Annotated in this window: 11 protein-coding genes and 1 pseudogene; 7 read left to right on the top strand and 5 right to left on the bottom strand. The window is 55.5% G+C overall.

The window, feature by feature from the left end; translation table 11 throughout:
• Nucleotides 1-193 precede the first annotated feature (193 nt).
• Nucleotides 194-736, top strand: a complete 543-nt coding sequence (locus CIP100161_RS04855) for a hypothetical protein (protein WP_155872355.1) — start codon at nt 194-196, stop codon at nt 734-736.
• A gap of 8 nt (nt 737-744) precedes the next feature.
• Here the strand turns inward: CIP100161_RS04855 and CIP100161_RS04850 are convergent, their stop codons facing one another.
• The 3 genes from CIP100161_RS04850 to CIP100161_RS04840 are packed head-to-tail and all read right to left on the bottom strand — an operon-like array spanning nt 745 to nt 4,018.
• Nucleotides 745-1,557, bottom strand: a complete 813-nt coding sequence (locus tag CIP100161_RS04850; RefSeq protein ID WP_155872353.1) for a hypothetical protein — start codon at nt 1,555-1,557, stop codon at nt 745-747.
• 49 nt (nt 1,558-1,606) lie between these two features.
• On the bottom strand, nt 1,607-2,416 hold the full coding sequence (locus CIP100161_RS04845) for a (2Fe-2S)-binding protein (RefSeq protein ID WP_155872351.1): 810 nt from the start codon (nt 2,414-2,416) through the stop codon (nt 1,607-1,609).
• A gap of 18 nt (nt 2,417-2,434) precedes the next feature.
• Complete coding sequence (locus tag CIP100161_RS04840) at nt 2,435-4,018, bottom strand: carboxylesterase/lipase family protein (protein WP_155872349.1); 1,584 nt, start codon at nt 4,016-4,018, stop codon at nt 2,435-2,437.
• A gap of 19 nt (nt 4,019-4,037) precedes the next feature.
• Here CIP100161_RS04840 and CIP100161_RS04835 point away from each other — a divergent pair, with 19 nt between their 5' ends.
• The 4 genes from CIP100161_RS04835 (at nt 4,038) to CIP100161_RS04820 (ending at nt 13,414) form a co-directional block, all read left to right on the top strand.
• Nucleotides 4,038-4,850 (top strand): shikimate 5-dehydrogenase, encoded by an 813-nt coding sequence (locus tag CIP100161_RS04835; RefSeq protein ID WP_155872347.1) that lies wholly within the window; start codon nt 4,038-4,040, stop codon nt 4,848-4,850.
• A gap of 109 nt (nt 4,851-4,959) precedes the next feature.
• Nucleotides 4,960-5,790: a hypothetical protein gene (locus CIP100161_RS04830; RefSeq protein WP_155872345.1), complete on the top strand. Its 831-nt coding sequence runs from the start codon at nt 4,960-4,962 to the stop codon at nt 5,788-5,790.
• Nucleotides 5,791-5,797: 7 nt separating this feature from the next.
• Entirely contained in the window at nt 5,798-9,538 is a 3,741-nt protein-coding gene (locus tag CIP100161_RS04825; protein WP_155872343.1) for an ABC transporter ATP-binding protein, read from the top strand.
• Nucleotides 9,539-9,700: 162 nt separating this feature from the next.
• Nucleotides 9,701-13,414 (top strand): multifunctional oxoglutarate decarboxylase/oxoglutarate dehydrogenase thiamine pyrophosphate-binding subunit/dihydrolipoyllysine-residue succinyltransferase subunit, encoded by a 3,714-nt coding sequence (locus CIP100161_RS04820; RefSeq protein WP_155872341.1) that lies wholly within the window; start codon nt 9,701-9,703, stop codon nt 13,412-13,414.
• Between the two features lie 57 nt (nt 13,415-13,471).
• On the opposite strand, the pseudogene CIP100161_RS04815 reads toward CIP100161_RS04820, so the two are convergent.
• A pseudogene (locus CIP100161_RS04815) lies at nt 13,472-14,152 on the bottom strand (hypothetical protein).
• Between the two features lie 50 nt (nt 14,153-14,202).
• Nucleotides 14,203-14,712 carry a general stress protein gene (locus CIP100161_RS04810; RefSeq protein WP_155872338.1) on the bottom strand — a complete coding sequence of 170 codons (510 nt, stop codon included), beginning with the start codon at nt 14,710-14,712 and terminating at the stop codon, nt 14,203-14,205.
• Between the two features lie 125 nt (nt 14,713-14,837).
• Here CIP100161_RS04810 and CIP100161_RS04805 point away from each other — a divergent pair, with 125 nt between their 5' ends.
• Together CIP100161_RS04805 and CIP100161_RS04800 are read left to right on the top strand one after the other, a co-directional pair.
• Nucleotides 14,838-16,127, top strand: a complete 1,290-nt coding sequence (locus CIP100161_RS04805; RefSeq protein WP_155872336.1) for a magnesium transporter MgtE N-terminal domain-containing protein — start codon at nt 14,838-14,840, stop codon at nt 16,125-16,127.
• 3 nt (nt 16,128-16,130) lie between these two features.
• Nucleotides 16,131-16,727 carry a DUF1003 domain-containing protein gene (locus CIP100161_RS04800; RefSeq protein WP_155872334.1) on the top strand — a complete coding sequence of 199 codons (597 nt, stop codon included), beginning with the start codon at nt 16,131-16,133 and terminating at the stop codon, nt 16,725-16,727.
• Nucleotides 16,728-16,739: the final 12 nt, after the last annotated feature.

Below are 16,739 nucleotides of genomic sequence, written 5' to 3'. Positions count from 1 at the left end.
ATATTTCTACCCCCATAATCGGCAAAAATCGCACCAATACTGGGAATGACTTTCAAACCACCCTGCAAACATAAGCGTTAAGAGGTCTTATACATCCCCCATCTTCGACAAAATAAGCACCTCATTGCTTTTTCGAACACTTGTTTGTACGATAATGCGTATACATGTTCGATGGAGGTTGTAGTCTCAAGCCATGAAATTCATTCAGAACCTAACAAAGATCCACCAATCCACCCCTCATATGGCACATGCACACCGAAGTAACAGTGCTGTCGATTCCCAGGTCGCTTCTACTTTGCGCGAAGACACTGTGGCACGTTTTTCCATGCTTATGAAGCACCCTCGTTCCCTCGCCCGCCCCACCGTAACGTGGCGTCCGCCTTCTCTTAAGCTTGTTGGACTTCACAGCACCATATCCCCGCAACCCCACCTAGTGGCTTCTATTAGCCGGCGACGCATTGGCCCAAATGTCAAAGCACGGCTCAAAGGTTTTGGCGTGCGCCAACAACCCGCTTATGTCATGAGCGTGCGGATAAGCGATTCGAAATCCAATATAGTGTCATTCGAACACGCAGAGCAATGGATGCTTGAGCTCGTGGGGCCCCAATACGCCGAATGCATCCATATGATCACAGATCATGGACAGTGCCCAGTGTTCGTCTGGATCGTCGGAGGAGATTTCCAACCACTGCCATCACCGGCGTCGATGTTTCAGACGTTCCAAGCAGCTGCCTAGCCTAGGCGCTATGCATCCGCGTCTTCGTCATCCTCGTCGAGATCATCAAATTCAAGGTCGTCATCATCGTCTAGCAAATCCTCAGACTCAAAGCTGGTTCCCTCGGACTCAAGATCAGCCTCTGCAGATTCCAACGGAGCCAGCTGTTCTTCCCAATCATTAGCATTTTCAAGAGCAACGGAGAGGACATCAAACAACTTGTCACAATCAGAATAAGAACCTAGCTGCAGAACTTCCCCAGCCTCTTCTGTCAGTTCAGCTGCAACATCATAAAACAAGCGATCGCGCTCTTCGTTACTGAGTGAATCATGGGACTGATCACTCCACAGCTCATCGATTGCTTGGTCCACCAGATCGTCAAAGCTCTCGCCAAACGCTACAAAAGTAACGGTAGCAAGCGCCTCGCCATCGACCACGTCGACAACGACCTGCAGCTCCGAGTTTTCAGCGACTTCAGCATGCACCATATGTGGATCATGTGGATCCTGGAAAAACTCCAGCTCCGCAATGCGATCATCAGTGCCTTCCAACAGATCGCGCAGCACCGTAACTACTTGGTCAGTGGCCACATGCTCGGCAACCGTACGCACAGCATCCTCAACCGAGAACACAACACTGACCAGTGCCGCCTCAAATTCATCGTCATCTTCGTCTACGTCGGCGGCAGCGATATACACATTTGCTGCTGGCACCACCGAGTCGATCTCCACAAACTGAATCTCAAGATCAGAAGTAATAGGAACAAACAACACGTCATCATGTACACGAGACTCAATACCCTCGTTATCAAGTGCCGTGGCCAAATCTTCAAAGAAGCTCATCGTGTGTTAACCCTTTCTGAGGTGCTCAATGCCGGCCCCTAGCCTATCGTTAAAAACTCTCCGAAGCAGCAATCAGTGCATTCTTTCGCACATCTTTGTCCTGATGCGGGCACGATGTGCACTTACCAGCCGTAGGCGAATGATAAATCATGCAACACGACACACGGTGCGCAACCACATAATCAGGTTCAACACTTGGATCGATAGGAGCAAAACAACCATCGCAGATCTGCTCAAAGTTATGCTGCGGTATCGCGGCTTTAAACTCTGCTACGTCCCCTCCTAGAGAATCAACCCCCTTGCGAAGGCCCACCACCAATTCACGAGCCGTATCTAACGCCCTTACAGTTTCAAAGTCATCATTCCCAGCAGCTATAACAGGCTGCACAGCAGCATCAGTTACCACCGCCCACAACGGTGCTGGGCGCATACCAGTCAGCCGACATATGGTAGCTATCAATGGTGCAACGGATACCGCCAACGCACGGCCAGACTCCCGCACACTATCGGCGCAGACGTGGGGACGAAAACCAAACCAATACCCAGTATCGTCACGATGGAATACAGTCGATTGGCGTATATCCAGCAACGGCACCACATCAATGCTGACCATCGCCGTTACCGACGGATTGAGGGCGTCGCCAAGCAAACTAAAAAGCCACAACTGCGCAGCGTGCTTATCCGTAGGCACTCCAAAGATGTGCTGCGAAGCGGCAATGGCCGTTTTCACCGTATCTTCCGAATACAACTGCGCAACATCCACCACGTTTCCCTGCGAAACGCTGGGATCCAACGAAGGGCGAAAACGCTCATGCTCAGCCATCAATCGATCAAATGCAGCATCTAGAACCGAGTCCATATCCGCCTTTCTACGAAGCTATTGTTCTAATTCCAACGGAGCAAAATACGTGGGTTCCTCATACAATCCCAGAGCGCGCAGTAAATCCTCGCGCCCCAAACCCCACTCGGTCATATCGTATTCTGACCACGCACGGCGGCGCTGGGAATACGGGTCGTAAATCACCCGCGATTCCCGATCAAATACCATTGTTGCCCGTCCAGGCTCCGTATCGCCAGCAGTATGATACGACGGCCAAGCCTCACCAGGCTGACCATGATGAATAAACCGCGCCCAATGAAACTGCATCTGCTCACCAAGCTGTTCTAAAGCAACCCGTGAATTCCGAACATTAAGACTCGACATCCGAGAAGCATTCATGTCACCAAAAATCGGGGTCAACTCCATCGAATGCATAGCCCCCAACCCCAACCAGCGCAACAAAGCAGGCGCAAAATCAAAGCGATACATCCACGTCTGAGCAACCGCCGAATGAGCCTGAGCCGCTGCAATACTCGGCGCCCAAAAAACACCATCCGCAATCAACTGCGCAAAATCTCGCCGCCGCTTAGCACCCTGATACACACCCAACACATGATCGGCGCTATGAGGATCAAAGGCAGAAAGCACTCGGTGCGCCGCCCTCGTGCGCGCCTTGGAACGCAAATACATACCCTTAGCAAAAGATGTCTCATCCACATTCGTTCCCACTAGGAGGGGAACTTTTAGCTGCTGCCCACGCTCAAACACCTTCAACGGATGTTCAAACAACGTAGTGCCGTCCACCGTTGGCGAATAACACGAATTGAGATAAATCAGTTCCCTACTCCGCCACATCATCGACTGCCCGGCGCGGATGATGTCTGCCACCGGAAGGCCGCGGAGCTCTTTCAGAGTGTTTACTCCTAGACGCTGCGCGAGCATCCTCGCCCACAGAGTCGACTGTGCTTTGGAATGAATAGCTGCGATGGGTGGTGATTGCGCGATGGCTTTGTGGAAGAGTCCCGTCGCGGTTGGCGTACACATCAAAGTAAGCACTGCCGCACCACCGGCGGATTCGCCCATGACGGTGACGTTAGTGGGATCCCCGCCGAATGCGTGGATGTTCGCTTGAATCCATTTCAGGGCAAGAAGCTGGTCCAAGATTGCGGGGTTGGCTACGCAATCGTCTCCTAGTGAGCGCAGGTCGAGGTATCCCAATGCGCCAAGGCGGAAGTTGATGGCAACGTAAACAACATCCATGCTGGTTGCTAGGTGGTGCCCACGTAAGAGTTGCTCGTGGCTGGATCCGTAGACGAAGGATCCACCGTGAAAGTAGACCACGACGGGAAGTGGGCGCTCATGGTCTGGTCGCACGATGTCTAGGTTGAGGCAATCCTCGGTACCACGGATACGGTCGCTAGGCCCGTATGTGGGCTGGGCTGCAACTGAGGCATAATTAGTGCAGTCTCTTATTTCCTTCCAGGGCTGCGGGGAAGTTGGAGCGCGGAAGCGGTCAGCCCGCCCGTAGGGAACGCCGCGCCAAGTGCGCACCGCTGGAGTGATGTCGGTGGCGGTGGTGCTTAACCCTCCTACTCGACCAGACGTGGTGCGTACAACGTCGTTGGGGGTCCAATCACTCATATGTTTTAGAGTAGGTGACATGGTAAATCTCGTCGACCGAAATACCGTTTTGTGTGTCTCATTGGCTGCACGCCCCTCAAATCATGGGGTGCGCTTTCATAATTGGCTATATGACCGGTTGGGATTGAACTTTATTTATAAGGCTATTGCGCCTGCAGATATTACTGCTGCGGTGGCAGGCATTCGTGGTTTGAATATCCGCGGTGCAGGAGTATCCATGCCGTATAAGCAAGATGTTATTCCTCTTATCGATGCTCTTCACCCCTCGGCTAAACGCATTCATGCTGTAAACACGATTGTTAATGACGACGGCGTACTCACCGGCTATAACACCGACTATGTTGCCGTTGCCTCGTTGCTAAAATCCCATGATGTTTCTGCCAGCCTCAGCGTTGCGGTGCGTGGTTCAGGTGGTATGGCCAATGCGGTTGTAGCAGCACTGGCTGACCATGGCATGGCGGGCACTGTGGTTGCTCGCAATGTGGAAACTGGTTCCGCATTGGCGCAGCGCTACGGTTGGACCCATGCCACCGAGGTTCCTGCTGGTACCGATATGTTGGTCAATGTCACTCCGCTAGGAATGCACGGTGATCATGAACATATACAGGCATTTAGCGATGCTGAGATCGACGCTGCTCAGGTGATCTTCGATGTTGTTGCGTATCCGGTAGAAACCCCACTCATCAAGGCGGCTGAGTCCAAGGGCAAAAAGATTATTAACGGTGGCGAGGTGATCTGTTTGCAGGCCGCTGAGCAGTTTGCACTTTATACCGGAGTCACGCCTTCTGTGGCGTTTGTGCGCGCGGCTGAAGATTACGCTCAGCAGGGTTAATCCCCTCCTAGAGGCGATCGTTGCAGGATTGTGATCAATTGTTGGAACGATCGCTGCCCGCCGTCCGTTGAACCATGCGTAACCTCGAACACAATGAAGGAAGAGCATTATGGGTTTTGTACGAAAAACGCTGGGATCCCTTGGAGATTCTGTGATGTTTGGTCGCCGCGATTCCAACGAGCAGGCGGTCACCGACGCATTAGGTTCTGATTCTCAGGCCTTGATTGCGGAATCCGGCATGGCGGGCAAAATCTTGGTTACTTCCTTGGATCGCGTGGTTCATCTTCAACGCAGTGCCATCACCGGCTATGTCGATTGGTTGCGTTCTAAAAACCCAGAGGCGAGCCCTGCAGAGATCCAAGACTTAATGAATAAGCACTTCGTCCGTCTAGCAACAGGTACGGGAGCTGGCGCAGGTACAGCAGCGGCCATCCCAGGAATTGGTTTTGTTACCGGTGCTCTTACGATTAGTGCGGAATCTTTAGTGTTCCTTGACGCCGCAGCGTTTTATACGGTGGCATCGGCTTATGTGCGTGGTGCAGACATCACCGACCCAGAGCGTCGCAAAGCGCTTATCTTGGTGGCATTGTCCGGATCACAAGGCACCGCACTTGTCGACGCCTCCCTCACCGCCACTAGTTCCGTCAGCGCAATTTCGCGTATGAGCCCTAGCAACGTGCGTGAGGTCAACAACCAGCTAGTCAAGATTGCACTGAATCAGATCAGCAAGCGCATGAAGCAAGCGTGGATCGGCAAGATCATGCCTATGGGAATCGGCGCAGTTTTGGGCACAATGGCCAATCGTAAGCTAGCCACTAAGGTAGTGCACAGCACCTCGGAATCTCTTGGCGCATTGCCCAGCGCTTTTGATACCCCAGCACCGAGCGAAGACGAGGTCCAAGAACCCGTCGCCTTGCTCGCCTCACAAGTAAAGGAATAAACCTGAAATGTCGCCCAACGTTGGCTCCAAACTTCGTGCCATGTTGTGGCGACAACCGTGGATCGTCGTCGCTGCCGTTGTCTCCACTGTGATGACCACGCTTTTCGACGCCACCATCCCCCTCCTAGCGGGCTCCGCAGTAGATACTGCCACCGGTTCTCTAGGAGGAGGCAATGCCGAAGTCCAGCGTGTGGTCTGGATTTTGGTCGCCACCGCTCTCGCCCGCTACGTGTTCCAATTCGGGCGGCGATTTTTCGCCGGCGTGCTATCCAACACCTTCCAGCACACCCTGCGCGTCAGCGTTCTTGATTCTTTGCAGCGTCTCGACGGCCCCCAACAAGACAAACTGCGCACCGGCCAGATTGTGTCGCGCTCGATCTCAGACCTCAACCTTGCTCAAGCAATGGTAGCCATGTTCCCACTGCTCATCGGGCATGTGCTCAAAGTGGTCATCACCATTGGTATTTTAGCGTGGATCAACGTCTGGCTGATGTTTATCGCAGTCGCCTGTATTCCACCGCTGGTGTGGCTCTCGCTCCGATCGCGCACCACATTGTTTGCCGCAACGTGGTCGGCGCAGCACAGTGTGGCAAATTTGGCCACGCACATCGAACAAACCGTTAGCGGAATCCGCGTTGTTAAAGCATTCGCGCAGGAATCGCGCGAACTCGATCGCCTAGACGAGCTCAGCACGCAGGTCTATGCCGAGCAGATGCGCTCAGCACGTCTTTCTGCCCGTTACCGACCACTCGTTCAGCAACTTCCTACACTCGCACTGGTCATAGGCATTGGTTTAGGCGGATGGCTCGCCCTTGATGGTCATATCACTATTGGTACATTCCTCGCTTTTAGCACCTATCTCACGTCCATGACATCGGTGGTGTCCATGCTTGCCGGCATGGTCGTACAGATGCAGATGGGATTAAGCTCCTTCGACCGTGTGATGGATGTTGTGGACATGGCTGCCGAGCACCCCGATCCGGAGAATCCTCTCAACCTTCCCGCGGGGCCGTTGTCACTCGAACTTGACCAAGTGCACTTTGATGGGATTCTCAATGACACGACCTTCACAATTCCAGCAGGTCACACCGTAGCTCTGGTCGGACCCCCTGGTTCGGGCAAAACCATGGCTGTACAACTACTCTGCGGATTCTATCGTCCCGATAGTGGGCAGATCCGACTAGGAGGAGTGGATACCAACCAGCTACGCCGCCACGACCTACGCAGCGCCATTTCCTGTGTTTTTGACGACCCATTTCTGTATTCCGCCAGTATCCGCGACAACATTGCCATGGGACGAAACGTCACCGATGTTGACATCGAACGCGCTGCCCGCATCGCACAAGCCCACGATTTTATTAGCGCGCTTCCCCACGGGTATGACGAGATCGTCGGCGAACGAGGCCTTACGCTTTCTGGCGGGCAACGCCAACGCATCGCTATCGCACGCGCAGTATTAGAACGTCCCCGAGTGCTCATTTTGGACGATGCAACCTCGGCCATTGATGCCACCACTGAGCACGCCATCTACGAACAGCTCAGCAGTGAACTATCGGACGTCACCATCATCGCAGTAGCGCACCGGAACTCTACGCTGTCCCTAGCAGATTCGGTTGCGCTTATAGAAGACGGCAGTATCGTCGATCACGGCACCCTCACCCACATGCGTGCAAACCCTCGGTTCGTCTACCTCATGGATGTGCAAGAACACCTCCGCGAACACAACTCCGACGAGCCTTTTGTTCCTTTCGACGACGGCACTGAACCCGAGTGGTCACAACTATGGCCACAAGTCACGCGTGCTCAGCAAGACAAGCGCCTCACCATCAACTCCTCAACCATGAAAGCGGCCGCATCCGTAGCAGGCGCCAACCCCGCAGCGGGCGGACGCGGACGAGGTCGCGGCGGCATGGCGGCGTCGATACCTGCAACTCCCGAACTCTTAGCCCGCGTGGATGCCCTCCCTCCTACTCGCGACACCCCAGGACCACGCCCACTCCTCGATCACGACCACGGCAAAGTAACTGCCCATCAACTTTTTGCCTCAGTACGTTGGCTCATTGTGGTTGTCATCGGCCTCTACATCGTGGGTGTGACAGCAAGCTTAACCATCCCCACCTTAGTGCGTGCTGCCATCGACCGCGGCGTCACAGCTCATAACCCGTCAGCGCTGTGGATTGTCACAGGAATAGGAATCGGCGTGGTGATTGTGGCATGGCTTGCCGATATCGCGACCACGATCGTGACCGCCCGCACCGGCGAACGCCTGTTGTACCACCTACGGTTGCGCTCCTACGCACAACTACAACGTCTTGGCATGGGCTACTTCGAAAAAACCATGTCGGGAACCATCATGACCCGCATGACCACCGACATCGAAGCCCTCAATAGTTTCTTACAAACAGGGCTTGCCCAAACGGTCGTCTCCCTCACCACGCTGGTAGGAATCCTCGCCCTCCTAGGCGCGACCAGCCTGCAACTGTTTGCCATCGCGGTCATCGGCGTTCCTCTCATCGGCGTTGCCACCGTCGTTTTTAAACGCATCTCGTCACGGCTGTATACCCAAGCTCGCGAACAAATAAGCGGAGTCAACGCATTATTTCAAGAACACATCGGCGGTCTAAGAAGTGCCCAGATGGCGCGCATGGAAGATGTCGCACTCGCTGATTTCTCCGCGCAAGCAGCGCGCTATCGCGCTACCCGCATCAAAACCCAAACCGCAGTCGCCGTATATTTCCCAGGTATTAACGCTGTGAGCCAAATCCTGCAAGCCGCGGTACTCGGAGTAGGTGCGCACCTGGTAGCAAACGGAGAACTCGCCACCGGTGTGCTCGTTGCTTTTCTACTGTATTTGGACCGCCTCTACGGCCCGATCCAGCATCTCTCCCAAGTTTTTGACTCCTACCAACAAGCACAGGTTGGTTTCCGTCGAATCTCCGACCTGCTTTCTACACCGAGTAGCGTTCCCAACGATGGGCGCCTGGTTCCGGCTCAGAGAACAGACCAAGGAGCCGATATCGCCTTCAACGACGTCAGTTTTTCCTACTCTTACGACAGCGCACCCGTGATCGACAACCTGACATTGACGATCCAACCTGGTTCCACAGTCGCCGTAGTCGGCCCAACCGGCGCTGGAAAATCGACCATCGTAAAACTTATCGAGCGCTTCTACGATCCAACAACGGGCGAGGTGGCGTCGAAACGCCACGATATTCGCAACTACGACATCCAAGCGTGGCGACGCACCGTAGGTTTCGTACCTCAAGAAACCCACCTGTTTACCGGCACCGTTGCCGACAACATCGCTTACGGGCGACCCGACGCCACCGCTGAAGAAATCACCGACGCTGCCCGCCGAGTCGGGGCCCTGCGTGCGATCGCTGCAATCGACGGCGGCTTCCGCGCTACTGTCGGCGAACGCGGCCAAGGATTATCTTCAGGACAACGTCAGCTCATTGCCTTAGCGCGAGCAGAGATGATGGAGCCAGAAATCTTGCTTCTCGACGAAGCCACCGCCACCCTTGATCCCGCAACCGAAAAAACAATCTTGTCTGCCGCCGAACGGCTCACACAGACGCGGACATCTGTCATTGTCGCCCACCGATTAGCCACCGCTGCAAAAGCAGATCGGATACTTGTGATTGCAGACGGAGCGGTCCTTGAAGACGGCGATCATGCAAGCCTACGCACTAATGGGGGTATTTACGCCACAATGTGGACACACGGCGAACAAGAAATCCCGCGATAAAGGCGCGTACAATAGGTGAAATCCCACTGAGCACGCATGGGGAGGCGATTTTCTTTCTCGACAGTTCACAGTTCGAGGAAGAAAACCGATAGCCTGTAGTGAAGCTATTACAGTGTGAATAGACGTTAGAAATCTCACAAAGAAATGAGGCGAGCACCTGCAGTGAGCAGCGCTAGTACTTTCGGCCAGAACGATTGGCTGGTAGACGAGATGTTCCAGCAGTTCCAAAAGGATCCGCAGTCCGTAGATAAGGAATGGCGCGACCTTTTCGAGAAGCAGGGTGCCCCGAGCACACCGGGAACTGAGGCTAAGAACACCTCCTCACAGCCAGCCGCCCCAGCAAAAAAGCAACCAGCACCAGCCAAGAAGCCAGCACCAACTACGGCTTCTGCCCCAGCGTCCAGCGAAGCTAAGGTTGCACCAAAGCCAGAGAACAAGAAGCCTGCCAAGAAACAGCAGCCTTCCCCACTCGAGCGTGCAGGCGAGCTGCCCACAGCTGGTTCCTCCGCAATCAAGGGCATTTACAAGGCAATCGCTAAGAACATGGACGAGTCGCTCGAGGTTCCTACCGCGACCACCGTGCGCGATATGCCGGTAAAGCTGATGTGGGAGAACCGCTCCATTATCAACGAGCACCTCAAGCGCACCACCGGTGGCAAAGTCTCCTTTACCCATATCATCGGCTACGCCGTGGTCAAAGCGACCATGGCACACCCCGATATGAACAACTTCTACGACGTTGTTGATGGCAAGCCAACTCTGAACACCCCAGAGCACATCAACATGGGCTTGGCTATCGATGTTCAGCAGAAGTCTGGTGCACGCGCACTGGTCGTTGCTGCTATTAAGGAAGCCGAGACTCTTTCCTTCGCAGAGTTCGTCGCCAAGTACGAGGACATCGTGGCACGCTCCCGCGTGGGCAAGCTCACCATGGATGACTACTCCGGTGTCACCATCTCGCTAACCAACCCAGGTGGCATTGGCACCCGTCACTCCGTACCTCGCCTGACCAAGGGCCAAGGCGCCATCATCGGCGTTGGTTCCATGGATTACCCAGCCGAATTCGCAGGTGCATCCGCAGACCGCCTCGCCGAACTAGGTGTTGGCCGTTTGGTTACCATCACCTCCACCTACGATCACCGCATCATCCAAGGCGCAGAATCCGGCGAATTCCTGCGCACCATGAGCCAGCTGTTTATCGACGACGCATTCTGGGATGAGATCTTCGAGTCCATCGGAATCCCTTACGCACCAATGCGTTGGGCATCCGATCTGTCTAATACCGGCGTCGATAAGAACACCCGCGTCATGCAGCTCATCGAGGCCTACCGCTCCCGCGGCCACCTCATTGCAGACACCAACCCACTGCGCTGGCACCAGCCAGGCATGCCAGTCCCAGATCACCGTGACTTGGACATCGCTACCCACGGCCTAACCCTGTGGGATCTTGATCGTTCCTTCAACGTGGGCGGTTTCGGCGGCAAGGAAACCATGACTCTGCGCGAGGTGCTCGGTCGCCTCCGCAGCGCTTATACCCTCAAAGTGGGCTCGGAATACACCCACATTCTCGACCGCGACGAACGCCTCTGGCTACAAGACCGTATCGAAGCCGGCATGCCAAAGCCTTCCTACGCTGAGCAGAAGTACATCCTGCAGAAGCTCAACGCCGCACAGGCCTTCGAGGACTTCCTCCAGACCAAGTACGTTGGCCAAAAGCGTTTCTCCTTGGAAGGTGCAGAAGCACTGATCCCGCTGATGGACTCCGCCATCGACACCGCCGCAGGCCAAGGCCTCGACGAAGTTGTTATCGGTATGCCACACCGCGGCCGCCTCAACGTGCTGGTCAACATCGTGGGTAAGCCACTCGCAACAGTATTCACCGAGTTCGAAGGCCACATTGAGCCAAAGGCAGCCGGTGGATCCGGTGACGTGAAGTACCACCTCGGCGCCGAGGGCACCCACATCCAGATGTTTGGCGACAACGAGATCAAGGTTTCGCTTGCCGCTAACCCATCACACCTCGAAGCAGTCGACCCAGTCATGGAAGGTATTGCCCGCGCAAAGCAGGACCTCCTCAACAAGGGCGACTCCACTGACGGCTACTCCGTCGTTCCAATGATGTTGCACGGCGACGCCGCATTCGCAGGCCTTGGCATTGTTCAAGAAACCTTGAACCTCGCCCAGCTGCGCGGTTACACCGTCGGCGGCACCATTCACATCATTGTGAACAACCAGATCGGCTTTACCACCACCCCAGACTCCGGTCGCTCTAGCCACTACGCCACCGACCTAGCTAAGGCCTATGGCTGCCCTGTCTTCCACGTTAACGGTGACGATCCAGAAGCAGTGGTATGGGTTGGTCGCCTCGCCACCGAGTACCGTCGCCAATTCGGAAAAGACGTCTTCATCGACATGATCTCCTACCGTCGTCGCGGCCACAACGAAGCCGATGACCCATCGATGACGCAGCCAGAGATGTACAAGCTGATCGACGCCCGCAAGACTGTGCGCGAACAGTACAAGGAAGACCTCCTAGGCCGTGGCGAGCTCACCGCCGAGGATGCTGAAAAGGTACAGCGCGATTTCCACGACCAGATGGAATCCATTTTTAACGACGTCAAGGAAACCGAAAAGAAGCCATTCGAGGCACAAGCTGGCATTACCTCCTCCCAAGAAGTTCCACACGGCCTCGAAACCAACATCACCCGCGAAGAACTCGTAGAAATCGGACAGGCCTACGCCACTGCTCCTGAAAACTTCGAGTTCCACCAGCGTGTGGCACCGGTGGCAAAGAAGCGCCTTGAGGCAGTTCAAAACGGTGGCATCGACTGGGGTTGGGGCGAACTCATTGCCTTCGGCTCCCTCGCAGCAGGTGGCAAGTTCGTTCGCCTCGCCGGCGAAGACTCCCGACGCGGAACCTTCACCCAGCGCCACGCAGTGGTTTACGATCCACGCACCGGTGAAGAATTCAACGGCCTTAACGACCTCGCTGAGCGCAAGGGCAACGGCGGTAAGTTCCTCGTCTACAACTCTGCGCTAACCGAATACGCGGGCATGGGCTTCGAATACGGCTACTCCGTCGGCAACGAAGATGCCGTTGTCGCATGGGAAGCACAGTTCGGTGACTTTGCCAACGGTGCCCAAACCATCATCGACGAATACATCTCCTCCGGTGAGGCTAAGTGGGGCCAGACCTCCTCCGTTATCCTTCTTCTGCCACACGGCTATGAAGGACAGGGGCCTGACCACTCCTCCGCACGTATCGAGCGCTACCTGCAGCTCTGCGCCGAAGGCACCATGACCGTGGCACAGCCCACCACCCCAGCCAACTACTTCCACCTCCTACGCCGCCACGTCCTCGGTGGCCTGAAGCGACCACTCGTCGTGTTCACGCCAAAGTCGATGCTGCGTATGAAGGCCGCAACCTCGAGCGTGGAAGACTTCACCCAGGTGAAGAAGTTCCAGTCCGTTATCAACGACCCACGCTTTGTTAACGGCGAATTGGACAAGAACAAGGTCAAGAAGATCATGCTGGTCTCCGGCAAGCTCTACTACGACCTTGCTAAGCGAGCACAGAAAGACAAGCGTGACGACGTAGCCATCGTCCGCATCGAAATGCTCCACCCAATCCCATTCAACCGTCTCAAGGAAGCCTTCGACTTCTACCCGAACGCCGAAGAAATCCGCTTCTGCCAAGACGAACCAGCAAACCAAGGCCCATGGCCATTCCTGCACGAGCACCTGCCAGAGCTCATCCCAGGCATGCTGCCAATGAAGCGCGTCTCCCGCCGCGCACAGGCCTCCACCGCAACCGGCCTATCCAAGGTCCACGCCGTGGAACAACAGCAATTGCTCGACGAAGCATTCGCTAACTAAGAATTGAAAGTGCGGCTCCCTCCTAGGAGGGAGCCGCACTTTTGTTTACTGTACTTTCTACTCACCAAACAGCTTGTCATTTACAGCCGTTGCCGCACTACCATGCGACTGCGCATAACTAACTAACTCATCGAAATCAATCTGTGCCAACCGTGCAGTCATATGATTCAACGTTGCTAACTCATCACGGTTAAACACCGGCATGCGATACAACGGCACAATACTTTGCGGAAGAAACTCCTGCTCGTCTTTACAGGCCATCACATTGGAAGGATCCGTCGCATCAACGCGGTTACCTAAGCGAGCCATCAGCTCCTTATACGTACGATCACGCCACTTCCCACGGTTGGAACCAAAACGGTCCTCATCAGCAGCATACTCTTTGCTCAAAGTAACAGCAGCCTTCGCATCATGCGACTTAAGCTCTCGACCAGTACAACCGATGTACAAGTCAGCACGCCCAGTAGACAACATGCTCACCGAATCCGCGCTGTCTCTCTCCCCAACACGAACATGCACAACCGCTAGGCGACCTGCATCTTTAGTTAACGCCTGCTTGTATGCCTCGCCAAGAACTGCCTAAGTCCAGTCGTCAGGATCAATCACGATGGAGACAACCTTGGTCTGATCAAAATTCTTTGGGGTTTCCGGCTCAAACTCAGCGCACGCAGCCCCTCCTAGTCCCACTGCGGCAACAGTGCCTAGGAGGAGGGTTTGGGTCACACGACCTCGTTTCATAGCGCCAACCGGCCCCTTTCCGCGTTTAACAACGTTCATCTGCGTATAGCTTATCGCGCGGAGCGCATGTAGTTAGCAATGGCATCGCGTGCTTCTCGTGCAGCGCTCGGATGGCAGAGGACGTCGTAACGCCCCGCAACGATATGTGTGCTGGAAGCAAAGTCGCGTTTCCCGTTCGTGGAAGCGTATTGCACGGCGGCAAGCCCCATGCCAAATACGACACCAAGCGGGATGCCCATCATAAGCGCGGTTCCCCATGTTCCCGACACCATACCCATAACAACGGCGACAAAAAGACCCATCCATGCGCCAGAAGCAGCTCCGCCAATGAGCACCCTTCCCCATGTGAGTTTGCCCACTACTCGCTCTACTTCCATGAGATCTACACCCACGATAGTGAGCTTATCCACCGGAAAGTTGTTGTCCGCCAACATGTCCACGGCCGCCTGAGCCTGCGCATAGGACTCAAATGAACCAACCGGCCAGCCTTCAGGCTTAGCACGATCACGCAGCTGGGCTGGGGTATTGTCGCTAGGACGAGCATTGAAGTTGAGGGCCATCAGTATTCTCCTCGTGCGGTACGCACAACGTATTCGTTCGGTGGTGTTCTCCTCCTAGTCAACGACTGAGTCACAAAGATAGTTCCAATGTGGTTCATCGCCTTGAACCACGTAGACTGGCCGTTATGAGTCAAGTGACACGTGTGTATGCAGGACGTCTCGCCGGCATGATTGTCCGCGGACCCGATACTGATGCCATAGGCCGTGTACGCGACGTAATTGTCAATGTTCGCCCCAACGGCCAACCCTCGCGCGTTTTGGGTTTGGTTGTCGAGATGATGAACAATCGGAAGATTTTCCTTCCCATGCTTCGCGTTGCTGCTATCGAGCCTCAGGAAATTACGCTGGTTTCTGGATCAGTGTCGTTACGCGCATACAAACCGAGAAACGGCGAGGTGGCGATCATCGCCGATATCGTCGGCTCCAAAGTCCACGTCGACGACCCCGAACTTGACCACCTCCACGGGCGCCCCGTCGAAGTCGCAGACATCGAACTGGAACGCACCCGCACCCGCGACTGGGCAATCTCACGTGTTGCTGTCATTGGCGAACGTCCCAAATTCGGACGCCGCCCCGAACTGTTCACCTGCCCATGGTCGCACGTCCATGGCATTTCCGCGGGCGGTGTAGGCATCACAGACGCAGCCGCCGAACTCATCGCAGAATTCGAAGACATGCGCCCTGCCGACATCGCCACTGCACTCTACGAGCTACCCGACGCCCAGCGCGCCAACGTAGCCAAAGAGCTTGACGACGACCGCCTCGCCGACGTCCTTCAAGAAATGTCCGAAGACCGCCAGGCAGAACTCATCGAAACCCTCGACATCGAACGTGCCGCCGACGTCCTCGAAGAAATGGACCCTGACGACGCCGCAGACCTCCTAGGCGAACTCGATGACGACAAAGCCGACGTCCTCCTAGAGCTGATGGACCCCGAAGAGTCCGCCCCCGTGCGCCGCCTCATGAGCTTTAGCCCCGACACTGTCGGTGCACTCATGACCCCCGAACCGCTCATCCTCTCCCCACAAACCACCGTCGCAGAAGCTCTCGCCCTAGCGCGCAACCCTGACCTGCCCACGTCACTGGCCAGCATTGTGTTCGTCGTCCGGCCGCCTACAGCGACCCCTACCGGCAAATACCTAGGATGCGTGCACCTACAAAAACTCCTGCGCGAACCTCCTAGTGAACTCGTCTCGGGCATCCTCGACCCAGACCTGCCACCCCTGTGGGCCAGCGACTCCCAAGAAACCGCCGCACGCTACTTTGCTACCTACAACCTTGTGTGCGGCCCCGTCGTGGACAACGACAACCACCTCCTAGGCGCGGTGGCCGTCGACGATCTCCTCGACCACATGCTCCCCGACGACTGGCGCGACACCGGCATTCGCCCCGACGAAACACCAAAGGAGGTGTAGCTCATGGCGGAATACAACAACCGTTCCGAGCTCGACACCCCATTTCTCAAGCAGCGCCGCACCTTCCTCAAACTTGACGACGACACCATCGGCGCCTACGCCGAAAAAATCGCACGATTCTTCGGCACCGGCACCTACCTCATGTGGCAAACCGTCTTCGTGGTCCTGTGGGTTGCACTCAACTGCGGTGTGTTCGTCTGGCAATGGGATCCCTACCCTTTCATCCTGCTCAACCTCGCATTCTCCACGCAGGCAGCCTACGCAGCGCCCCTCATCCTCCTAGCGCAGAATCGCCAAGAGGACCGCGACCGAGTCTCCTTAAACGAAGATCGCCGTCGCGCATTTGAGACCAAAGCAGACACGGAATTTATTACCCGCGAGCTCGCCGGCCTGCGCCTTGCCGTCGGTGACATGGTCTCTCGCGACTATCTGCGACACGAGCTCGAAGACCTACAAAACATGCTCGACCGAATCGAAGCCAAACTCGATGACGAAGCCGCATCGCGTGTCGCACTGATCCACCAAATTAACGAATCCGGCCACGAAGAGATCTCCGACCCCACCCAAGGAGACCTTCGCGAGAACGACAAAAACGAGTAACCTAACACATCG

This window comes from Corynebacterium rouxii, from assembly GCF_902702935.1.
In the GTDB taxonomy this organism is placed as follows: domain Bacteria; phylum Actinomycetota; class Actinomycetes; order Mycobacteriales; family Mycobacteriaceae; genus Corynebacterium; species Corynebacterium rouxii.
The sequence above is the reverse complement of the archived record's forward strand: the minus strand, read 5'-3'. Positions and strand labels throughout refer to the sequence as shown.